30 protein-coding genes are annotated in these 22,021 nt (G+C 32.9%); 23 read left to right on the top strand and 7 right to left on the bottom strand.

Annotated elements, in window-relative coordinates:
* Window positions 1–275: 275 nt before the first annotated feature.
* The 4 genes from BK577_RS10705 to BK577_RS10720 all read left to right on the top strand — a co-directional run bounded on the left by BK577_RS10705 (window position 276) and on the right by BK577_RS10720 (window position 3,194).
* Entirely contained in the window at window positions 276–881 is a 606-nt protein-coding gene (locus BK577_RS10705; RefSeq protein WP_078432869.1) for a YpjP family protein, read from the top strand.
* 249 nt (window positions 882–1,130) lie between these two features.
* The gene (locus BK577_RS10710; RefSeq protein ID WP_078432870.1) at window positions 1,131–1,871 is read left to right on the top strand and encodes an anthrax toxin lethal factor-related metalloendopeptidase; all 741 of its coding nucleotides are present in this window, start codon (window positions 1,131–1,133) and stop codon (window positions 1,869–1,871) included.
* A gap of 43 nt (window positions 1,872–1,914) precedes the next feature.
* Entirely contained in the window at window positions 1,915–2,709 is a 795-nt protein-coding gene (locus BK577_RS10715) for a thymidylate synthase (RefSeq protein WP_078432871.1), read from the top strand.
* Window positions 2,706–3,194 carry a dihydrofolate reductase gene (locus BK577_RS10720; protein WP_078432872.1) on the top strand — a complete coding sequence of 163 codons (489 nt, stop codon included), beginning with the start codon at window positions 2,706–2,708 and terminating at the stop codon, window positions 3,192–3,194. The genes BK577_RS10715 and BK577_RS10720 overlap by 4 nt, the downstream gene beginning before the upstream one ends.
* A 59-nt stretch (window positions 3,195–3,253) precedes the next feature.
* Here BK577_RS10720 and trhA read toward each other — a convergent pair whose 3' ends face one another.
* Window positions 3,254–3,895, bottom strand: coding sequence for a PAQR family membrane homeostasis protein TrhA (gene trhA, locus BK577_RS10725; RefSeq protein ID WP_078432873.1), 642 nt, complete (start codon window positions 3,893–3,895; stop codon window positions 3,254–3,256).
* Between the two features lie 116 nt (window positions 3,896–4,011).
* Window positions 4,012–4,239: a hypothetical protein gene (locus BK577_RS10730; RefSeq protein ID WP_078432874.1), complete on the bottom strand. Its 228-nt coding sequence runs from the start codon at window positions 4,237–4,239 to the stop codon at window positions 4,012–4,014.
* A 152-nt stretch (window positions 4,240–4,391) separates the two neighbouring features.
* Between BK577_RS10730 and ilvA the strand changes: the two genes are divergently transcribed.
* From ilvA to ypmT, 10 genes are all read left to right on the top strand, one after another.
* Window positions 4,392–5,660, top strand: a complete 1,269-nt coding sequence (gene ilvA / locus BK577_RS10735) for a threonine ammonia-lyase IlvA (RefSeq protein ID WP_078432875.1) — start codon at window positions 4,392–4,394, stop codon at window positions 5,658–5,660.
* A gap of 102 nt (window positions 5,661–5,762) precedes the next feature.
* The gene (locus BK577_RS10740; protein ID WP_078432876.1) at window positions 5,763–6,014 is read left to right on the top strand and encodes a DUF2535 family protein; all 252 of its coding nucleotides are present in this window, start codon (window positions 5,763–5,765) and stop codon (window positions 6,012–6,014) included.
* 112 nt (window positions 6,015–6,126) lie between these two features.
* A complete protein-coding gene (locus BK577_RS10745) occupies window positions 6,127–6,969 on the top strand; it encodes a DegV family protein (protein WP_078432877.1) in 843 nt (280 codons plus the stop codon).
* A 209-nt stretch (window positions 6,970–7,178) separates the two neighbouring features.
* Entirely contained in the window at window positions 7,179–8,147 is a 969-nt protein-coding gene (locus tag BK577_RS10750) for a nucleoside hydrolase (RefSeq protein ID WP_245823461.1), read from the top strand.
* A gap of 99 nt (window positions 8,148–8,246) precedes the next feature.
* The gene (locus BK577_RS10755) at window positions 8,247–8,831 is read left to right on the top strand and encodes an SCO family protein (RefSeq protein ID WP_078432878.1); all 585 of its coding nucleotides are present in this window, start codon (window positions 8,247–8,249) and stop codon (window positions 8,829–8,831) included.
* A gap of 224 nt (window positions 8,832–9,055) precedes the next feature.
* On the top strand, window positions 9,056–9,862 hold the full coding sequence (locus tag BK577_RS10760) for an SGNH/GDSL hydrolase family protein (RefSeq protein ID WP_078432879.1): 807 nt from the start codon (window positions 9,056–9,058) through the stop codon (window positions 9,860–9,862).
* 4 nt (window positions 9,863–9,866) lie between these two features.
* The gene (locus tag BK577_RS10765) at window positions 9,867–10,448 is read left to right on the top strand and encodes a YpmS family protein (protein WP_169908204.1); all 582 of its coding nucleotides are present in this window, start codon (window positions 9,867–9,869) and stop codon (window positions 10,446–10,448) included.
* A gap of 200 nt (window positions 10,449–10,648) precedes the next feature.
* Window positions 10,649–11,809, top strand: a complete 1,161-nt coding sequence (locus BK577_RS10770) for an FxLYD domain-containing protein (RefSeq protein ID WP_078432881.1) — start codon at window positions 10,649–10,651, stop codon at window positions 11,807–11,809.
* A 3-nt stretch (window positions 11,810–11,812) separates the two neighbouring features.
* The gene (locus tag BK577_RS10775; protein ID WP_078432882.1) at window positions 11,813–12,934 is read left to right on the top strand and encodes a S1C family serine protease; all 1,122 of its coding nucleotides are present in this window, start codon (window positions 11,813–11,815) and stop codon (window positions 12,932–12,934) included.
* Window positions 12,935–12,985: 51 nt separating this feature from the next.
* A complete protein-coding gene (ypmT, locus tag BK577_RS10780; protein WP_078432883.1) occupies window positions 12,986–13,174 on the top strand; it encodes a protein YpmT in 189 nt (62 codons plus the stop codon).
* A 51-nt stretch (window positions 13,175–13,225) separates the two neighbouring features.
* Here the strand turns inward: ypmT and BK577_RS10785 are convergent, their stop codons facing one another.
* Window positions 13,226–13,405, bottom strand: coding sequence for a hypothetical protein (locus BK577_RS10785; RefSeq protein ID WP_078432884.1), 180 nt, complete (start codon window positions 13,403–13,405; stop codon window positions 13,226–13,228).
* 304 nt (window positions 13,406–13,709) lie between these two features.
* On the opposite strand from BK577_RS10785, the gene BK577_RS26605 reads away from it, so the two are divergent.
* A complete protein-coding gene (locus BK577_RS26605; protein WP_264144554.1) occupies window positions 13,710–13,835 on the top strand; it encodes a hypothetical protein in 126 nt (41 codons plus the stop codon).
* Window positions 13,836–13,886: 51 nt separating this feature from the next.
* Here BK577_RS26605 and BK577_RS10790 read toward each other — a convergent pair whose 3' ends face one another.
* Together BK577_RS10790 and BK577_RS10795 are read right to left on the bottom strand one after the other, a co-directional pair.
* Window positions 13,887–14,132 carry a hypothetical protein gene (locus tag BK577_RS10790; protein ID WP_026560710.1) on the bottom strand — a complete coding sequence of 82 codons (246 nt, stop codon included), beginning with the start codon at window positions 14,130–14,132 and terminating at the stop codon, window positions 13,887–13,889.
* Between the two features lie 164 nt (window positions 14,133–14,296).
* A complete protein-coding gene (locus BK577_RS10795) occupies window positions 14,297–14,719 on the bottom strand; it encodes a MarR family winged helix-turn-helix transcriptional regulator (protein ID WP_372496263.1) in 423 nt (140 codons plus the stop codon).
* Window positions 14,720–14,887: 168 nt separating this feature from the next.
* On the opposite strand from BK577_RS10795, the gene msrB reads away from it, so the two are divergent.
* The 6 genes from msrB (at window position 14,888) to BK577_RS10825 (ending at window position 19,138) form a co-directional block, all read left to right on the top strand.
* Window positions 14,888–15,841 (top strand): peptide-methionine (R)-S-oxide reductase MsrB, encoded by a 954-nt coding sequence (msrB, locus tag BK577_RS10800; protein ID WP_078432885.1) that lies wholly within the window; start codon window positions 14,888–14,890, stop codon window positions 15,839–15,841.
* Window positions 15,842–15,938: 97 nt separating this feature from the next.
* A complete protein-coding gene (locus BK577_RS10805; protein WP_078432886.1) occupies window positions 15,939–16,316 on the top strand; it encodes a VOC family protein in 378 nt (125 codons plus the stop codon).
* 164 nt (window positions 16,317–16,480) lie between these two features.
* Complete coding sequence (locus tag BK577_RS10810; RefSeq protein ID WP_078432887.1) at window positions 16,481–16,603, top strand: YjcZ family sporulation protein; 123 nt, start codon at window positions 16,481–16,483, stop codon at window positions 16,601–16,603.
* Window positions 16,604–16,725: 122 nt separating this feature from the next.
* Entirely contained in the window at window positions 16,726–17,715 is a 990-nt protein-coding gene (gene bioB / locus BK577_RS10815) for a biotin synthase BioB (RefSeq protein WP_425435926.1), read from the top strand.
* 167 nt (window positions 17,716–17,882) lie between these two features.
* Window positions 17,883–18,110: a YozE family protein gene (locus BK577_RS10820; protein ID WP_078432889.1), complete on the top strand. Its 228-nt coding sequence runs from the start codon at window positions 17,883–17,885 to the stop codon at window positions 18,108–18,110.
* Window positions 18,111–18,445: 335 nt separating this feature from the next.
* Window positions 18,446–19,138, top strand: a complete 693-nt coding sequence (locus tag BK577_RS10825) for a hypothetical protein (protein WP_078432890.1) — start codon at window positions 18,446–18,448, stop codon at window positions 19,136–19,138.
* 3 nt (window positions 19,139–19,141) lie between these two features.
* Here BK577_RS10825 and BK577_RS10830 read toward each other — a convergent pair whose 3' ends face one another.
* On the bottom strand, window positions 19,142–19,327 hold the full coding sequence (locus tag BK577_RS10830; RefSeq protein WP_078432891.1) for a hypothetical protein: 186 nt from the start codon (window positions 19,325–19,327) through the stop codon (window positions 19,142–19,144).
* Between the two features lie 163 nt (window positions 19,328–19,490).
* On the opposite strand from BK577_RS10830, the gene BK577_RS10835 reads away from it, so the two are divergent.
* Window positions 19,491–19,673 carry a YozD family protein gene (locus BK577_RS10835; RefSeq protein WP_026560717.1) on the top strand — a complete coding sequence of 61 codons (183 nt, stop codon included), beginning with the start codon at window positions 19,491–19,493 and terminating at the stop codon, window positions 19,671–19,673.
* A 156-nt stretch (window positions 19,674–19,829) separates the two neighbouring features.
* Here BK577_RS10835 and BK577_RS10840 read toward each other — a convergent pair whose 3' ends face one another.
* Window positions 19,830–20,891: a DUF2515 family protein gene (locus BK577_RS10840; protein WP_169908206.1), complete on the bottom strand. Its 1,062-nt coding sequence runs from the start codon at window positions 20,889–20,891 to the stop codon at window positions 19,830–19,832.
* A gap of 330 nt (window positions 20,892–21,221) precedes the next feature.
* Here BK577_RS10840 and BK577_RS10850 point away from each other — a divergent pair, with 330 nt between their 5' ends.
* Window positions 21,222–22,010, top strand: coding sequence for a serine/threonine protein kinase (locus tag BK577_RS10850; protein WP_169908208.1), 789 nt, complete (start codon window positions 21,222–21,224; stop codon window positions 22,008–22,010).
* Window positions 22,011–22,021: the final 11 nt, after the last annotated feature.

Consider the following 22,021-nt stretch of genomic DNA (forward strand, 5'->3'; position numbering starts at 1 on the left):
TAATCTGTAATTTCAACGTAAATGAAATACGCAAGTGTAATAAACGAAATGATTACAAATAAAGTATCATAACCCATATCTAGCTCCTCCTATTCAATATACTTACTATTTACCTGTACACACAATTTTAAACGTTTTCTTATCATATTAAAAGATATTGGTGAAAGATTTTTCAACACAAATTATTTATAAAATTTGTCATGAAATTGATATATAATAACATCCGGCTCTATGTTAAAATATTCATATAATCTTAAAGTCGGAGGAACACTGCTATGAACAAATGGTTACGTAAATCTCTTGTTATCCTATTTTCAATCGCTACATTTGGCCTCGTTACGCCACCGGCTTCATTAGCAGCAGTTCAGGAAAAACCAACAGAAGATACAGTTTCGAATTCAACCGTGTCAAGAGAAGAAACGGAACAAGCAGCTCAATCTAATATCAATATCGAAGAAGAGAAAACGCTTTCTAACGAGGAAGTTTTATCTAATATTCTATTAGAAGCAGAGCATAAGTCTTTTGTTAAATTTGGCGATAAAATTGGCCATGTTATTGAGGATGAATTTAAACAAGTCATTTTTCCGAAAATGGAAGAAGTGATTACATATTATCTAAATGTTGAAGATGATGAGCTTTTTCAGCATATAGAAATTTCTAAACCTTCCGGTGGAACAGGCGAAAAGATTTTTCACATTTATCATTCTCAAACGGGAGAAGATTTACTGCGGTTTCATGTTCGTAGAGAAAATCGACCTTTAGAAGGTTACTGGTTTAACTTCCATTACCATACATATCATGATTTTTTTCAGTCTCATAAAGATTTAGGAAGTATTTACTGGAATAAAAATACTCCTCCAAATTGGATGAGCTTTCATTAATCCCCACAAAAAAGAGTATGCGTATGCATGCTCTTTTTTGTACAATGAACCATACTTCACCATCCATGCTTTCCAGTTTGTAACTTCTAACTTTTATAGTAGGAATCTAGTAGAATCCCATAGAATGTGTTAATATTTTAATATAGTGATTTTATATATATCCAACACTCCTACTATATTACAAACCTCATACAAATAAATATGATTTTCACCCACATACGTAGTAGAACAAAAGAAAGGATGCACATCATGAAAAAGGCTGGGGTCATTCTTTTCATCATCCTTATTTGTATTCCTTTCTATCATCTTGCCAAAGCTTTTCCAGAAGGTAGACCTCTTTCCACCTATCAATTTGAGAACGCAGATTTTAATCTCTCCAAATCTGTTGTAAACGAATTGATTTTATTACCATATTCTGCTTTTTCAGAAAAAGAAGCCATCAAGATGATAAATAACATTCAAAAGGTAGATGAAAACATCCTATTGTTAGCAGTAGAGGAAAGTATCCAGGTTCAATTATTTACTGGCCCTTTAACAAATCAAAATGGATTGAGTGATTTGAAAAATATCAAACCAAGAGGTTATGGGGAATCAGATCCAAACTGGGACTCAGTACCAGGTATGAGTGACAATCGCGTTGTTTACGCGAAAATCGGTCATAGTGAATTTGGTAAGGGACACGGTTCAATCAATTTAGAACTTCATGAATTCGCACATGCAATTGATCGTTATGTCTTTCATTATGTTCGAGTTGATCCAGTATTTATTAATATTTGGAAGCAAGAGGTAGATCAACTTTTTCCATTAAAGAATTATTTTCTTCAATTTCCAGAGGAGTATTTTGCAGAAACCTTTGCCATGTACTACTATGATGAAAAAAACAAAAAGGCTCTTTATGAAAATGCGCCATTAACTTTTAAATATATTCAATCATTAGAGGAAAAAGCCGTTTTCCAACAGAACAATTTGTATGTGAATTCACAGTATTAAATGGTAAAATACATGAAGGAAAAAAAATAAGGGAAGTGTCTTTATGAAGCAGTATCTAGATTTATGTAAGCATGTCTTGGAAAATGGTGTTAAGAAAGAAGACCGTACAGGTACAGGAACAATTAGTACATTTGGATATCAAATGAGATTTAATCTCCAAGAAGGATTTCCGCTAATCACAACAAAAAAGCTTCATGCAAAATCCATCATTCATGAGTTATTATGGTTTTTAAAAGGTGATACAAATGTAAAGTATTTACAGGATCATGGCGTTAGAATTTGGAATGAATGGGCGGATGAAAAAGGTGAGCTAGGTCCTGTTTATGGTCATCAGTGGAGAGCGTGGCCTGCAAGGGACGGCTCCACAATTGACCAAATTACAAATGTAGTTGAACAAATTAAGAACAATCCCGATTCAAGAAGGTTAATTGTTTCTGCTTGGAATGTTGCAGATGTAGATAACATGGCATTGCCTCCATGTCATTGCTTTTTCCAGTTTTATGTTGCCGAGGGAAAACTTTCATGTCAACTATACCAACGATCTGCGGATGTCTTCCTAGGAGTTCCTTTTAACATTGCTTCCTATGCATTGTTAGTTTATATGATGGCAAAAGTAACTAATTTAGAGGTAGGGGAGTTTGTTCATACATTTGGTGATGTCCACATTTATTCAAATCATATTGATCAGGTAAAGGAACAATTACAAAGAGAACCAAGACAATTGCCTACATTAAAAATTAATCGTGACGTAACATCGATTTTTGATTTTTCTTTTGAAGATTTTGCAATTGAAGATTATGAGCCGCACCCGCATATAAAAGGAGTTGTTAGTGTTTGATTTCTTTAATTGTTGCGATGGATAAACATCGCCTTATTGGCAGAGATAATCAATTACCTTGGCATCTTCCGCAAGACTTGGCATACTTTAAAAAAGTAACCATGAATCACAAAATTATAATGGGTAGAAAAACGTTCGAATCGATTGGAAGACCACTACCTGGACGTGAGAATATTATTGTAACGAGAGATTCAACATATTCGCAGGAAGGTTGTACCATTCTGCATTCAATTGACGAAATCTTAGAGCTATCTTCCCGTTCAGATGAAGAATTGTTTGTAATAGGTGGAGCAGAAATTTTTAAAGAAATACTGCCAGTAAGCGATCGATTATATATTACCGAGATTGACGATGTGTTTGAGGGAGATACTTATTTTCCAGATAGAAAAGAGACTGAATGGAAGAAAATTTCAGTGGAAAAGGGAACGAGGGACAAGAAAAACCCTTATGACTTTGAATTTGTCGTTTATGAAAAGATTAATTAAGGATATATTTCGGAATAAAAAAAGCAGGACAAGCCAGATTGCTGACATTGTCCTGCTTTTTATGGTAAAAGATATAGTAAAACTGAAAAAAAGTGTAGAACAGTTCCTATTAGTACAAATAGATGCCATACTGCGTGATGGTATTTAAACCCCCGCCACATATAAAATATAGCTCCAACTGTATAAAATACTCCTCCGATTACAAGAAGAATAACACCATTTAGAGGTACGTTTGAGACAATGTGATTCCAAGCAAAAACAATTAACCATCCCATTATGACGTACATAATGGTAGAAAAGAAAAGAAATTTCTTTACAAAAAATGATTTAAATATTGTCCCGCCAATTGCAAGTCCCCAAACAATTCCAAACAATGTCCAACCGATCCACCCTTTCACTGCAATGAAAAGGAATGGAGTGTATGTGCCTGCAATAAAAAAGTAAATTGCCGAGTGATCTAATATTTCAAAGAAATCTTTTGCTTTACCAGCCGGGAAGCTGTGCACAAGTGTAGATGCTGTATACAATAGAACCATTGTGGCTCCGAATAAAGTAAAGCTGACGATATGCCAAGGTGTGCCATGGAGAGATGAAAAAACAACTAAGACGACCAGGCCGGCAATGCTCAGTAAGCCGCCAATACCATGTGTTATTGAATTTGCAATTTCTTCCCCTTTTGAAAAGGTATGTGTGTTTGCCATTTCCTTCTCCTTTCAGCTCGAAAATCTCTATGCTATATCAGGTAATTTATCAATTATACCACTTTATCCTTTAAATTTCATCACACTTAAATATGTTATAATGAAATAAAGGTATCTTAATCTTGTACGATTTGCTGAAGAGACAATAGAATCTCATTGAACAAGGCTTTGTCTTCAAAATCTTGTTCAGTCCAGTTCTCATATATCCAAAAAAGCATTTCTCTTGGGCTGTTAAAAACTTCCCCACTTGTGTCTGCTTCACGGATCATAAACCGTCCATTGTCTGGATCTGCAACTACTAAACACGGAATTGCACTTTCTATATTTTTAATTTCATACTCCATTATTTTATCACCTCTAAAGCTTTTATCGTGTAAAGATTAATTTACAGAACTAGTAGTTCTTAAAATAATGTTAAAATTTATAATATTTCCTTTAAATTTTGAATATTCATGATATAATTTCAAATTAACAAGCAGTTGAAAGGACCGTGAAAATGAAACAAGCTATCAATGATTTGCAAAACGTATATGTAGAAGATATTTTAAAAGCACATCATCTTCTTAAAGATGTTGTGACACATACACCATTACAAAAAAATGAACAACTTTCTGAAAAATACCAATGTAACGTATACTTAAAGCGTGAAGATTTTCAAGTGGTTCGATCTTTTAAAATTCGTGGTGCTTTTAATAAGATTAAACAATTAAATCCTGAAGCCATTGTAAATGGCATTGTTTGTGCCAGTGCTGGTAATCATGCTCAAGGTGTGGCCTATTCGTGTAGACAATTAAAGATTCATGGGAAAATTTATATGCCTTCCACAACTCCTAGACAAAAGGTGTCACAGGTTGAATTATTTGGAAAAGAGTTTGTTGAGATTATTTTAACCGGAGATACGTTTGATGATGCATATCAAAAAGCTATTGAATGCAGTGAAGCAGAAAAACGTACATTTATTCATCCATTTGATGATACAGATGTTATAGCTGGTCAAGGGACTGTTGCGGTTGAAATATTAAACGATGCCGACTTTGAAATTGATTATGTGGTAGCAAGTGTTGGTGGTGGCGGCCTTATTTCCGGAATAGGCACATATTTTCATGCAATATCTCCATCGACGAAAATTATTGGAGTAGAACCTGAAGGAGCACCGGCTCTATATCAATCTAGAGTTGAGAACAAAGTAGTTTCTCTCGATAAAATAGATAAATTTGTTGATGGTGCAGCTGTAAAGAAAGTTGGAAACAAAACATTTTTAATTTGTAATGATGTAGTGGAAGAAGTGCTATTGGTACCTGAAGGTAAAGTTTGTACAACCATTTTAGAATTATATAATGAGAATGCCATTGTTGCAGAACCTGCAGGTGCTTTATCTATATCTGCGCTTGATTTTTTACGAGACCAAATTAAAGGAAAAAATGTTGTTTGTGTAGTTAGTGGTGGAAATAATGACATTGGAAGAATGCAAGAGATCAAAGAACGATCAATGATGTATGAAGGATTACAGCATTATTTTATTGTTAATTTCCCACAACGTGCTGGTGCCCTTAGAGAATTTCTAGATGAAGTTTTAGGGCAAAACGATGATATCAATCGTTTTGAATATACAAAGAAAAACAATAAAGATAAAGGACCTGCATTAGTTGGAATTGAACTAAAACAAAAAGAAGATTATGAACCGCTTCTTCAAAGAATGAAGAAAAAGGGTTTTTATTATAAAGAAGTTAATAAAGACAGCAATCTTTTCCATTTGCTCATATAACTTTTAACATTTAAAAAAACTTGCTATTAGACAAATTTAGACAGACTTCCAATTTGAATTAGGTTATAATATAGGAAACGGGTAAAAAAGAGGATTGATAACTTGTTATTCAAAAGCCTAGAGTTCAAGTTAATGAGTGGACAGAAGGTAAAGATTACTGATATTCCAGTATTGGAGGAAGATAACAAATACCGTTTCATGCTTCAAATCCGTTTACAAAAACTTATAACATTAATTCATGCACAGAGAAATCCAAAGACTGTTTATTCTTTTAAAGATTACTTGAAAAAACTGCTAAAATGGCCTGATTATGAGGCGATATTTGGCACAAATGTTTTAAAAAACAATGCTTAGAAGGAAGGGAGCCAATTATTGCTTGGCTCCCTTCCTTATTACACTCTAATAACCATTGATTGTCCAACAATTGATTGTATAATGGAGATAGTATTTTTAGGGATGTGATGGTTTGACCAAAGTTAAGATTGTAACTGACTCTACTATTGATTTGGATAAGGAATTACTAGATGAATATGAAATCATAGTTGTACCATTATCAATAACAATAGACTCTACAAATTATCTTGATGGAGTTGATGTGACTCCAGAAGTGTTTATTGAAATGATGAGCCAATCTAAAGAGCTGCCCAAAAGCTCTCAGCCTCCTGTAGGGGAATTTTTGAAAGTCTATGATGAACTTGGTAAGGATGGAAGTACAATCATTTCTATTCATATGTCAAAGGGTTTAAGTGGAACTGTACAATCAGCTGAAACGGCCGCCCAAATGTCTTCTGCAGATGTAACTGTAATGGATTCCATGTTTATTTCAAAAGCACTAGGTTTTCAAGTGATTGAATCTGCAAAAATGGCTAAAAATGGCTCCTCAAAAGAGGAAATTCTTAAAAGAATAGATGAAATACGTCAAAATACATTGCTTTATATTAGTGTTGATACACTTGATAACCTTGTGAAAGGTGGTCGAATTGGCAGAGGTAAAGCACTTATTGGCTCTCTGCTTAACATTAAACCTATAGCCAAGTTACAAGAGGGGGTTTACACCCCTGTAGGAAAAGTAAGAAGTCATTCACAAGCAGTTAAATTTTTAGCAAAGCAATTTGCTGAGGATATTAAAGGTAAAACAGTTAAAGCAGTGGGTATTGCTCATGCAGATGCATTTGATTTTGCGAATAACTTAAAAAAAGCTGTAATTGATATTTATCCAAACATTACCGTAGATATATCTTTTACAACTCCAATTATCTCTACGCATACAGGCAAAGGGGCAATTGGATTTATGTATTATACTGAATAAAATAAAATTGCGATTTTATATGATCATTTTGTTAGTCAAATGATTAATGTAGAGTCGCTTTTTATTTTTTGTTAAGTTATATATTTATAGACATTTTAATAAATGGATAGGCACATGATTGAGTTAATATCAATAAAATAACCACAAGAAAGAAGAGAAGGTTATCAAACCTTTTGTAGATAGTATTACATAAAAACAGAATATCGAAGGTGGTGTGTACAATCGCTAATAAAGTGTTGTTTATCGGAGATTTTGGAATTGATGATATTGTAGCCTTATTATATGCCTTTTATAGTAAAGATATAGAAATTGTTGGTGTTGTTGTAGATTATGGGAATATATCAAAAGACAATGCAACAAGAACGGCCACATATTTAAGTGAATTAACGGGTTTAACAAATATCCCAATAATCGGTGGTGCTGTTAGACCACTAACAGGTGAAGATCCGACTTATTTTCCCGAAATTCATGGAGAATATGGTTTAGGCCCCATCACTCCTGATTTATCTGAACCAATTCCTGAATTTGAAAATTTTCATGAAATAGTTACTGTTATTGAATCTTATCCGAATGAAGTCATGATTGTGAATGTTGGGAGGCTAACATCTCTAGCAACTGCAGTCGTCCTCTATCCAAATCTTCTTTCACAAGTTAAAGAGCTTTTTATTATGGGAGGAGCATTTCTATATCCTGGTAATGCAACACCTATTGCGGAAGCAAACTTTTATAGTGATCATTATGCTGCAAATTTAGTTTTAAGTAAGGCACAAAAAGCTAAGATCTTCCCATTAAATGTAACTAGCTATGCAATTATTCCAGACAATTATTTAAAGGAATTAGATAATCACTTTACAAGTAAAGATGATCGGGCAGGTATGTTGTTAAAGCCTATAATCGATTACTATACGAAATGGTATAAACAAAGAGATCCTTCCATTTCCGGAGGACCTATGCATGATTTGTTAACTATATGGGCTGTAGTAAATAGCCATTACTTTGAGTTCATAGAAAGACCAGTCAAAGTCAGCACAGAAAGTGATGATGCACGAGGTCAGAGTATTGGTGACTTTAGATCTTTTAAGGAGCTTGCTGATTACCCGACACATTTCATTGCAACTAAATTTAATCGAGCATATTTTCTAGAGGATATATATTATACATTTAAAAATGAAAAATAAAAATATGAGGACATAAAATCTTCACACAAATTACCTTTTACTTTTCAGACAACTTTGATAAAATTCTTTTTGTTGAAGTAAAAGAAGGGTGAAGATATTATGTTGAAATATAAGAAAGTTTTAGTACTTGGTATTTTCTTATTGGTTCTAACAACTGCGTGTGGAAACCAATCTCCCATTAAAGATCCTTTAAACTATGAAGTACAATCATTTAGTTACACAAATCAGAATAATGACCCTCTATCTTTGGATGACCTAAAAGGGACAGTCTGGGTAGCAAACTTTATTTTTACGAATTGTGAGACAGTATGTCCTCCGATGACGGCACATATGAGTGAATTGCAGCAGAAGATGAAAAGTGAAGGTGTAAACGCCAGAATTATTTCGTTTAGTGTAGATCCTGAAAATGATACTCCTGAAAAAATTAAAGATTTTACGGCACCTTATTCCATATCATTTGAAAATTGGGATTTCTTAACGGGTTATTCACAAACGGAAATTGAAGAGTTTGCAAGAGAAAGTTTTAAAACAATTGTTCAAAAACCAAAAAATAGTGATCAAGTCCTTCATGGAACTTCCTTTTATGTAGTTGACCAAAATGGTGTGGTCATGAAGGACTATAATGGTGTGGAAAACCCGCCATATGATCAAATGATCAAAGATATTAAGGCGCTAACTAAGTAATTGAATAGTAGTGACGGTCAGATCTCATAAAAACACCCATTATAGCACGTTATTTAATAATGTAAGCTGTATATTGTGTTTGTGATTTCTGCCTTTTTTATTTAGAAGATCTTTTGATGTTAATGATTAAGTAAAGAGTATCATTCTATATGAATGTTCAGTCTAAAAACCAATATATTATCCATGATATAATAGGTTTTTAGACTAGATGACAGGGTGATTTCATGATAAGAAAGGTAATTACCATTGGTATAGTAAGCTTGATTCTAACAGGGTGTATGTCTGAATCAATGTCAACACTTGAAACCAAACCAGTTTCTCTTACACAAAAAGAGGAACCATCGGAAGAGTTTATTCCTAAAACAGTAAAGCTTGTTGCCCTTGGGGATTCCTTAACAAAGGGTGTAGGGGATGAGTCTGATCAAGGTGGTTATGTAGGAAGGGTAACAGATATGTTAGAGGAAGAAAAAGAAATCAAAGAGGTACATGTTGATAACTTTGGGATAAGAGGGCATAAAACGACAAATCTTCAAAAAAGATTAAAAGAAGAGAATGTTGTTCAAGCTTTGAAGCAAGCTGATGTTATTGTTATAACGATTGGTGGAAATGATATTATGAATGTAGTTCGTCAAAATATTTTTTCTTTAGACTTTGAGCCTTTTCGGAAAGAACAACTAAACTTTGAAAGAAGATTAGAGGATATCTTCGCAACAATTCGTGCTCACAACTCAAATGTTCCAATCATATTTGTAGGACTTTATAATCCTTTTAAATACATGTTGCCAAATTTACCTGAAATTGATCAAATTATTGAAGAATGGAATAGCGTATCCAAACAGATGATTAAAAGTGATGAAAATAGTGTGTTTGTACCTGTAGATGATATTTTCTCATCGCAAAGCGATCAAAAATTGCTTTATAAAGATGAGTTTCATCCGAATGAGAGTGGGTATACTTTAATGGCAGACCGTATTTATCAAGCAATGACAAATGAGGATATTACAGCGAAGTTTGTTGGTAGAAATGAGTGATTCGATGGAAAAATGGAAAATGTTGTTTCTTGTACTTGCTGGGATAAATTTAATTTTTTTAATAGTCGTTTTCTCTTTATTATTAATGCCTGTTGATCAACCCAGAGAAAAGGAAAAAACTCAGCAAATTGATGGACAAGAAATTGTTCCGTTCTTAATTGGTACTGATAAAAGCACGTTAACGAAATTAGTAAATCATTATCTTGAACAGGAAACAGATCAAGAAAACTTAGAGTATTATGTAGAATTAGAGGATAAAGTAAATGTTTATGGTGTTATTAAAGCATTTAATAAAGACGTTGATATGAAATTAGTTCTTGAGCCGATCGTAAAAGCCGATGGAAACGTACAGTTGCTTGTGAATGAATTATCTATCGGACAATTAAAACTACCGGTGTCATATGTATTAAAGTATATGAGTACCAATTATGATCTACCTGAATATGTTGTCATTAATTCAAGTGAAAAGTTAATTGATATCCATTTAGATGAATTAACTTTAAAAAATGGGTTAAGTGCTCGTGCAGAGACATTTAATCTTGAGAAAGATGATATTACATTCACATTACATGTTCCGTTACCATAAGGTCTAACATATGTTAGACCTATGTTTATCTTGAAAATTGGTCCAAATTACCCTGCCTATAAAGGCTAGAATGATCATAGTGAAACATGTATACTTATAGGATAGATTGTCGAATAAAGGAAATGATAGATTGCTAGAATGAAAGTCTCATCATAAAATAAGAGGCTCTGTTCCCTTATCTACTGGAGAGGAGGAGCGTAATGTTTTGTACTAACTGTGGAGCAAATATTGCAGTAAAGTCTGCGAATTATTGTTCAAATTGTGGAAAGAAGCTAGAAGAACAACTACATCCTTCTTCATATAAAAAGAAGAAAATACTTGTTTATATTACCCCGTTTCTAAGTTTACTACTTGTTACCTCAGGGCTTATTTTGACACATACTTTTGAGTCAAAAGTAAATGCTACAGTTCTTAAATTTCAAGAAAAAGCTGAAAAGGCTGCTTTAGCAGGAGAATATGAGAAAGCACTATCCTTTCTCGAATCCGGCCTTTCATTTCGTAATACCTATGATGTAATGATAAAAGAAAAAGAAATAGTGGAATCCATTATTGACTTAAATCAAGATCTAAGTGATGTTGAACAAAAAATAATGAATGAACACTTTGAAGATGCTCAAAAAGATCTTAACTTGATTAAAAGACAAGTTAGTACAACTAGTTCACCTTTATTTGTGAAACTGTCTTATGAAATTGATCAAGTTGAAACGAGTGTCAAGGTCGGAACGATGAAAGAAGAAATAAATAAGCTTTCTACAATAGATGAATTAGCTGATAAGCTGTCAACACTCTATTCAATGGAGGTTCAAGAAGCTTCTGAAATAAAACAACAAATTTATATGAAAATGGTAAGTATAAGTGCTTCTGAAGCTGAAAAGAATCTGGAACAAAAGCACTTTAATAAAGCTATAAATTCTGTCGAAGACGCACTACAATATGTTGTTAACAATGAAAAATTATTATCATTAAAAGATCGTATTATTGAAGAGAAGACCGCATTTGAGGCAGCAGAGCAAGAGAGAATTAATAAGGCTATACAAGTTGCCAAAAAAGAGGAACAGATGAACTCTACACAAGCTGTAGAACTAGTCGATGTAAAGGCTAACGTAGATAAATATGGGGATGCCTATATTAAAGGCTCTGTTAAAAACAAAGGTACTGAAAGTGTTCACTCAATAGTAATTGAGTTTCGGGTTTTAAATGACAAAGGTTCAGTACTTGAAGAAGGTAAGACAAATATTTTTCCTAACAAGTTGCAGCCTGGTCAAGCAGGAAATTTTGAGCATGTATCATATTCAACAAAAGAAAAGGTAAAGGTTGAGGTCACAAATATATCATGGCTTTTAGAAGAGAAGAAAGGATAATTTATGAAGAAAAGAATGATTAGCAGTATCTTAATATCCCTTCTCATATGGATTGCAGGTGGAATAGGCTTTTTTTATGTTAAAGAGTATACGGCAAAAAAGGTTTACTCAGAATCAACGATCTTAAATCAAAACAAAGATGTAAATGCGGTTCAACCACCACTAGAGATTAAAGAAATCATTCGGGAAGCTCAAAAGAAGGTTGTAATGGTTGAGTTAGAGGATGGAACAGTCGGTTCCGGCTTTCTCTATAATCATAAGGGGGATATCATAACAAACGCACATGTAATAAGTGGTGCGAAGCAGGTGAAAATCCGCACAACAGATGCAATGGGTTTTGATGGTGAAGTAATTGGGATTAGTACTGAAACCGATGTTGCTGTCGTAAGGGTTAATGGATTAGAAAATGTTGAACCATTAAAGCTGGCACCCAATACTTCGCTCGAATTAGGTGATGAAATTTTAGCTTTGGGAAGTCCATTGGGGTTTCAGAACACTGTAACAACTGGAATAATTAGTGGGACCGACAGAGAATTGGACGTAGAGCCGTATAAATATGATAATGTTTACCAAATATCTGCTCCGATTGCTCCAGGAAACAGTGGTGGACCATTAATTGATAGGAGAACAGGAAGTGTTGTGGGAATCAACTCAGCAAGAATCGAACAAGGAAGCATCGGATTTAGCCTTCCAATTGGAACTGTCCTTCCATTAGTAAATAGCTGGTCAGAAACTCCAATGAAAAACTTACCTGTTGTAGAAGCGGTTGACGAAGTTGAAGAAATCGATGAAAATAAAATTATAGAAACAGCTGATTACCTTGTCAGTTATTTCATTGATAGTATAAATTATCAGGATTTTGTAACAGCTTACTCATTATTGGGAAGTAACTGGCAAACAAATATTGATTATCAATCATTTAGAAATGATTATTTGAATATTATTTCAATAAGGGTTGATGAGCTTAAAACAACAAAAATTGAAGACAAGGTCCTTGTAGAAACAGTTTTAACGGTTACCGAACAAACAGATCAAGGACATAAAAGCACTTCAAAAAAGATGAACTACGTGGTAGCTTATGAAAATGACCAAGCTAAAATTATTTCTGAAGAACAGCATGAATAGTCAGATTATAAATATATAAAACGTAAGAGTATTAAGATGGGGGTTCAATGAATGAAAAATAAATTTATGATCTTTGCGCTTGCTGCAATTCTTGTTTCGTTCATTTTTGGCGGGATAGCATGGCAGAAGCTTGCTGCTGAAAATATGGATGAAGTATATTTGAATCTTGCATACAGTACAATGTGTCTAAGTGTTGCTTTTTATTTATGGCATATAAAAGATGAAAAATCTAAATCATAAGAATGAAAACTGAGAGGGTTTCATCCTCTCAGTTTTTCTATTTATTTAAGATCATTCTTCTTCCGTTTCAACTTCTTCTGTACTTTCTTCCTCAGTTCCTTCTTCTGTACCTTCTTCCGTCTCTTCTACATTTGTTTCTTCCTGTTCAGTATCATCTGTGTTGTTACATGCAGCCATTAAAAATACAGCAAGTAATGATGCTCCGACTTTTAACAATAAGCTCTTATTCATTTTAATTCCTCCCATGTAACGAATAGTATTTACTTTGAACCCGGCTGGTTCTATCTAATAATAATAGAAAATGAATGAGTGTATACAGATTTTACAAAAACTAAACAGGAACTTTAATAATTAATAAAAAGTTAAAAATTTATTAATATTTTTTACAATAACTTTTTATGAAACTAGGTAAATTAGTCCTTCTATGTTTCAACTCTCAGTCTGTAGTCTTACCTACAAGTAAGTATAAATAGTTTACATACATTTCATTATGTTCGGAAAAAATGAGGGTATCAAAAAAAGGAAGGATGGGAAGATGAAAAATAATAAATTAAGTTATGAGTCAGATGGGAAAATGGGGAAGCATAAAGGTAAAAAGCAAAATATAAAGAATAACAGCGAAGAGAAAATGTTTTTTAATACAACACAAAATAGTGAATGATTAAAAAAGAGGTAGAGAGAAGCAAAGATTTTCTCTTTACCTCTAGTCTCTTTATTGATTATTTTGTGCTCTTTTTATAAAAGAAATTTCGTCCTCAATTAAGCCGCATGTTCCGCATTGAATACGGTATTCGGGTCCCTTATAGGAAATGTGAAAAGGGTCTAATGCAGATTGATCAAGTTGTTCCACAACATCTCCGGTTTGTGGGTTTAATTTAACAGATTTAACTTGTTGTTCAATAATATTGAATCTTGTTCTATTGGTTTTGCAATTTGGACATAAATACGGTGATGACATAGAATCATGACCTCCATGTATGTTTTTCTTATTATTCACAATTGAAGAGATTTTATGTTTGAAAAAGTGGATTTACTGACATTACATAATGAGGTTGAATTCATTTATTTATGAAAAAATATAAAAGGATGACCAATTAAGTCATCCTTATTTCAAAGAGGTTATTAAGCTTTTAATAGTTTATTAAATAAGATAATAAAATTCTTAATATCTTCTTCACTAAACTCATTAAATTTATTTAATAAAAAATCTGTTTTTTTCTTTTCAAACAATAAAAGGGTGTTTTTTCCTTCTTCCGTAAGGTGTATATCTACAATTCGACGATCATGAACAGAACGAATACGGTCGATCCATTTTTTTTCAATGAGAGAGTCTGTTATAGCTGTAATGTGAGATGCAGATACATTCAACATTTTAGATAAATCGGAAGATTTTTTAGGACCGTGTTCAAATAAAGTCTTTAATATGAAAAACTCGTTTCTTGACATTTCGTTATCGTACACAAGATTCATTTCTTGGCGTAATTTTCTATATACATGTCGCATTAAAGCTTCCATTTCATACATTTTATCTTGACGATTATTCAACTTTTTTCCTCCGTACTTACATGATATCCTTTTAATTAGACTAAGGAAGTTCTATGGATGTGTCAAGAGATATCATCTTAAATAAGGTAAGCAGTTTACTTTTCTAGGATACAATACATGCTATATAATAGAAATCATTAGTTAATATAAGGTAGGGTGATTAAATTAATGAGTAATAATCATAATTTAGAATTAGCTACGTTTGCGGGTGGATGTTTTTGGTGTATGGTTCAACCCTTTGATGAATTACCAGGTATTGAGAGCATTATATCCGGCTATACAGGTGGAGAAAAAGAAAATCCTACTTATGAAGAGGTATGTTCAAATACGACTGGACATTTAGAAGCTGTACAAATTACGTTTAACCCGGATATTTTCCCTTATGAGAGGTTATTAGAGCTGTTTTGGCAACAAATTGATCCGACAGATAATGGTGGTCAATTCTATGATCGCGGAGAATCATATCAAACAGCTATATTTTATCATTCTAAAGAGCAAAAAGAGCTTGCTGAACAGTCTAAAAAAGATCTTGAAAATAGCAACAGGTTTTCTAAACCTATCGTAACTGAAATTCGTGAAGCAATGCCTTTTTATCCTGCTGAAGAATATCATCAGGATTTTTATAAAAAGAGTACAGGACGTTATAAACAATATCGTTCAGGTTCTGGACGGGACCGGTTTATTGAACAACATTGGAAAGATAAAAATCATCTAAAAGCTTCACTAACACCAATGCAGTATGAAGTAACACAAAAAAGTGGAACAGAGCCTCCATTTCACAATGAATTTTGGAATCATGAAGAAGAAGGGATTTATGTTGATATCGTTTCAGGTAAACCCTTATTTAGCTCAACGGATAAATATGACGCAGGTTGCGGATGGCCAAGTTTTACAAAACCGATTCAGGACTTTGAAGTGGTCGAAAAATTAGATACTTCCCATGGTATGGTTAGAACAGAAGTTAGAAGTAAAACAGCTGATTCACATCTTGGTCATGTCTTTGATGATGGACCGGGTCCAAGCAGGCTAAGGTATTGTATAAATTCGGCAGCATTAAAATTTATTCCAAAGAAAGATTTAGAAAAAGAAGGGTATGGAAAATATCTCTCATTATTTGAATAGGAAGTGAAAAAGGCTGAAGTACAGCCTTTTTAAATGTAGACATACAAATTACTGATTATATAGTATAGGGTATATTGGAGAAAAAGGAGTGGGGATAGTGGCAGTTTTAGGTTTTGAACATGTAGGTATCCAAATAGCTGATATCGATAAATCAATTTCTTTTTACCAAGAGGTAGTAGGTTTAGAACTTCTTGATCAATTTTTACATACTGATGGGAAAATGAAATTGGCATTTTTAGGTGTGAAAGACCAAATTATAGTTGAATTAATTGAAGGATATAATCCGGATTTACCTGATGAAGGAAAAGTACATCATATTGCATTCAAAGTTGATAATATTGAAGCTGAGAGAAAAAGATTACAGTCTGCCAATGTGGAATGGATCTATGAAGATATTACTGTTTTACCGAATGGTGCAAAGTATATATTCTTTCGGGGTCCTGATAAGGAATGGATTGAATTCTTCGAAAAATAATGTGTGTTAACCGTGCTAAGTCCCGAAGCACGGTTTTTTCATTGTTGTTGCATATGTAGAATGAAGTGATTTTTCACCTGGAAATAGGCAAACACACATACAATACAACCTACCCATAGCATAATGTAGAGTGAAATCAAAATAAATCATGGGAGTGAATTATTATGCATTGCTATAATGAGTGTGGATATCCATATGGTGGCGGTTACGGTTATGGGAACAGCTTCGTTTTAATTGTAGTACTTTTCATCTTGCTAATCATCGTAGGTGCAGCTTATATTAACTAATCATTCTGACATTTTTGGAGCTCAATATGGGCTCCTTTTTGTAAACTTAAATAAATATAAAGTTGACATATATCCACCCAATCATTACCATTATTAGTAGATGAATAAAAGGGGGAATATATGTGAATTGGGAGTTAGTGGCTGATGATGTAATAAACGGAAAAGTATTAACAGTGAATGAAGCTCTCTCGATTTTAGAATGTCCTGATGAAGATATATTAAAATTACTGGACGGAGCATTCAAAATAAGAAGACATTATTATGGGAAAAAAGTAAAGTTAAATATGATTATGAATACAAAATCAGGATTATGCCCTGAAAACTGTGGGTATTGTTCACAATCCAGTGTGTCAAAAGCAACTATTCAGAAATATAGAATGCTAGATAAAGAGACAATCTTAAAAGGAGCAGAGCAAGCGCATCATCTTCAAGTAGGCACCTATTGCATTGTAGCGAGTGGAAGAGGACCTACCGATAAAGAGGTGAGCCATGTCACTTCTGCTGTAGAAGAAATTAAAGAAAAATATGGATTAAAAGTTTGTGCTTGTTTAGGGATACTTAAACCGGAACAAGCAGATAAATTAAAGGAAGCTGGAGTGGATCGATATAATCACAATCTCAATACTTCAAGAGAACATCACAATGAGATTACAACTTCCCATACATATGATGACCGATTGAATACAATTGCTATTGTGAAAGAAAGTGGAATCTCACCATGTTCCGGGGTGATTGTTGGGATGCGGGAATCACTTCAAGATGTTGTTAATATGGCTTTCAGCTTAAAACAACTTAATGCTGACTCTATACCGGTAAATTTCTTACACGCTATAGACGGTACTCCGCTTGAAGGAACGAATGACCTTAATCCAAGATATTGCTTAAAAGTTCTTGCACTATTTCGATACATAAACCCAACAAAAGAAATCAGAATCTCAGGCGGACGTGAGGTGAACCTTAGATCACTTCAACCACTTGGATTATTTGCAGCAAACTCAATATTTGTGGGAGACTATTTGACAACAGTTGGACAAGAAAGCACGGCAGATCATAAAATGTTAGAAGATTTAGGGTTTGAAATAGATTTTCAATATCATGAATCAAAAGTATAATTTTGATAGAATGAATGTTAGAATATCTCTAGCTGTTCCATTTTATTTGGAATGTTTGAGGTATTCTTTTTATATAAAAAAACCTATGTTTTTCCAAAAGGTAATGGTTTTATTCTGTTCTTGAACAAGCAATAATTATAAAATATTGTCAGCAGGGGGAATGACGTTTGAAATCTTTTTATCATTACTTAATGAAATATCGTCATCCTAAGCCACAGGATGAAATTTCCAAGTTCGCTAATGATGCTTATGATGATCATAGCTTTCCTAAAAACACAGATAATTATGACGAAATAAGCTCCTATTTAGAAATGAATGGTTCCTATTTAGCTAGTATGACCGTATTTGATGATGCATGGGAAAGGTATCAACATGAAATTTTAAAAAATATTTAAAAGAAAGAGGCTGGGACAAAACTAAAATGTTCATTACTAATGACGAATAATTTTGGTTAGAATAGGCCCTTAATAGAAAAAATCCGAACTAATTCAACATTCTAATCGTAGAATCATGAATTATAGTTCGGATTTTTCTTTGGCTAAAATACTTTTGTCCCAGCCTCTTTTAAATGATAAAAAATTATATTGATAATAGTAAATAACAAATTTGTTTTTAATATGTACATATCGATATATAGATCTGCAATGATTTTCTGGAGCCCATGACGAAATGAAAAATACAGCATATACTATCTTATCCTTACAATCACGACAAAAGGAGAGATGGAAAAATGAAAAATAATCGTCAAAATAAACCAAAATTTAAAATAGGAGATATTGTCGTGATTAATATGTATGGAACGGTTGGCACGATAACAAAGCTTCATTTAGTAGACCAGCAATTTGCCTATGAAGTGAATCATGGGGATGTGTTGTTTTATGAAAATGCACTTCAATTATTTTCAGAATATGATGGGACTATTGTCGAAACAGAAAAGATAAGTATAGAAGTTCTCTACCAAATTGGTGATATCGTATTGGTAAAAGGATATGGAACATCATTGTTTAGAATTGTGGGAGTGAGAACAGAAGTTTGGAGATACGCAGAAGATGGGTGGGAAGAAATTACTTATGAGTTAACTAGAATGTCAGATGGAGAATGGTTAGAGGCGACAGAAGATGAAATGAGCCTAATGATAAGTAATCAAGAGGCTGAAGAATTTATTCAGCAAGTTCATTTGCACAACACAATATCTGATGAAAGCCGTTACTATGCTTCTTTGATTCATCAATATATTGGCCTGGAACCATCAAGTGATAATAGAAAATCAGATGATAAAAAGCAATTAATTGATGAAATGCTTGATATCTACAATGATTATAAAACACTTTATAATCTTTTTCATGATCAGGAATATTTAGATATGATGAATCTGGTGTTAAAAAGCTTATCAAGATACAAGGATATTGATTCAATACATTAATTCTTACAGTGAAAACATAATAAAAATGAAATAAGGAATACAGAAAAAAATAACTCCATAAAATAAGCCTTTTAGAATAAAGCTTAATAATTGATCAAAGCCATCTCCATCAATAAAATCCAGCATGTTATGTTTCTCAACTTTTTTTAACTTACTATTGATTTTTTTGCTAGTAACCTCATTTATCATCCTAATATTCCCCATTTCTTTATGTGCTTGTCCATCTAAAACTATTTATATGAAAGGAATATATGGTTATTCCATTTTCTTTTTGTATCATTCAAAAAAATTATTCACTTAAGTAGCATATGTCCCTGTGCATGGACATAAAAAATAGAAGGGGGGCGATATTGTGAAGGAAATAGAAGTAATTATTGACACAGAGGAGATTGCTGAGTTCTTTTACAATGAGCTCACAAAAAGAGGGTATGTTCCAGGTGAAGACGAACTTGGAGAGCTTGCAGATATTACATTTGATTACCTTCTGAACAAATGTATAATTGATGAAGATTTAGAGTTTGAAGACAATGAATAATGCAAAATAGTAAAAAGAGGATGTCTCATAAGGTTCTGATTTTATATAGCATTTTCTCTATAGCATGTAATTGATTTTTACCGGCTATATAGTAGGAAAGTGAACCTTCTATCGAGACATCTTCTTTTTTGTGTTTTTTAGAAAAGGTATCGGTCATTAGTTAATCATTTTCTGTACTTTATCTATTGACTTCATTAGGGTTAAATCCCGTTTAACATCTTTCGTAATATCCTGAAAATCAGCTTTTACTTTATCTCTCCAGTACTTAACCTTTGAGTAATTTGTATACCAATCGTGGTAAGTCGGAGAATGATGTTTGACGTTTTCCCAGGAAAGAATAAGAGAAGGACTGAATATTTTAGATTGATTTTGGTTTGACGTATATTCATGTGGCCAGTAATCAGAACGAGAACCTGTATGAACATGTTTATTGGCAAAATCCAAAATAGAGGAGTATGCTTGTTTTGAAAACAGAATATGATAAAGTTTTTTCCCAATATTAATTCTTGTTTGTACAGATTGAAAGTTGTGTACTTCGATTCCTGATAAGGAATATTTTCTTAAAAAAGTGTATTTTTTATAAGGAAAAATAACATGGGTAAAACCCATCACTTCTTGTATCATATACATAAAATTTTGAAAGATCGCTTGTTTTGTATGGTTTAAAGTCATGAGATGTTTTTCAACATATTGTTGTTCATTTGTAATTAATGCAAATGTCAGAAATGTTGAAGATAATTTGTTACGGAAAAAAAAAGTCCATATCGGCGTCATAAATGTTGAGACAGAAAACAAAGGTAATAGATGAAAATACGAAATATTATCTTCTATGCTTTTTTTATATAGGAGCAGTTGCGGATACGCATCATGAAAAATTAATGAATTAGCACGTTCAAGGAAATGAAAAAGGCTGACTTGCTGGGTAGGAGAGAGAATGGAAGAGAGTATAGAACTTTTTAAGTCAGTCATATTATATCCGCCATTTCGTGAGACCATATGAGCCAAAAAAGCCCAATGGATCTCTGGATATTCCAAATAAAATGAAAGATAAGCATTTGTTCGGGTTATATTATTTTTATTTGCTAACTCTGTTTTATATTTAATAGTAGATATAATCTCTTTTTCTATTTGTGTTACGATTAATGGAGTTTTGTCTTTGAGTATATCTTTTAAATCTTGTTCGATTGTAGCCATCGGTTCATGGTTTTGTTTTTTCATATTTGTCATCCCTTTAATGAGATATAACCTAATTCTCTACATTTGTATGGGAGTTTAATAAAAAATGTGAAACTTTTGTTTATCCGTGTCGTATATAAAGGAGAATAAATGATCAATTTGAACATAAAGAGAGGGATTCAACATGTTAAAAAAGATCCTAAAGTCATTCATATCAAATAAACACTCTCATTCTTATCGAAAGTATAGTTCAAGCGACTTTAAACGTTCAAGCTATAAACACCGTCATCCATCAAAATATGGTCATCATGATTACAAGAAAAGACACGGATCAAGCAGTTTTTTTAGTTCCTATAGCAGCTAATGAACGTTTTGCTGAATAAATGGATCGAGCTTGTAGAAAAACCCCTTACTCCCTTATCAATTGTAGAAAATAAATATGTGATAACCGAAATTCTGGGTAAAGGAAGTTATGGTTTTACGTATCTAGTTGAAGATGAACAGAAAAATCAAAAAGTACTAAAACAGTTAAGAAAATACAAGAGGCTCGATCGGGCCGGAAGTAGGGCATTTGACCGAGAAGCTTTCATATTAAGTAATTTTCAACATCCTGCTTTTCCTCAACTTTTTGAAAAGTTTGAGGATGTAAGTCAAAAGAAATTTATTGTCATGGAGTATAAGAAGGGTAAAACATATGAGCAATTAATTTTTGATGATGGTGTAAAGTATACCGAAAAAGAGGCGTTAGTAGAACTTTATCATGTTCTTGGACTTGTGAAGATTATCCATGAAAAGGGATATGTACATCGGGATCTTCGAATCCCCAATATATTAAAACATGAAAACACCCATTATATTATTGATTTTGGATTAGCTAGGAAAAGAACTGACCAGATTGCAAACGAAGAGAAGTTAAATCGATTAGACAAAAAATTGTTTCGGGAGATTAGTTATAAAAGTGACTTTTATGCTCTAGGTCATTTTCTATTATTCTTACTATATTCTTCATTTGAACCTGAAACATCTAAAAAGAAAACATGGGAAGAGGAATTGACCATTACAAGTAATTGTAAAGAGATTTTACGAAAAATGCTGCAATTGGATACGGCGTACGAAGAAGTGGATCAGGTCTTAAAAGATGTGGGGAATTGTCTTTATTAGGGAGGGATACA

This window comes from Metabacillus halosaccharovorans (genome assembly GCF_002019635.1).
Classification (GTDB): domain Bacteria; phylum Bacillota; class Bacilli; order Bacillales; family Bacillaceae; genus Metabacillus; species Metabacillus halosaccharovorans.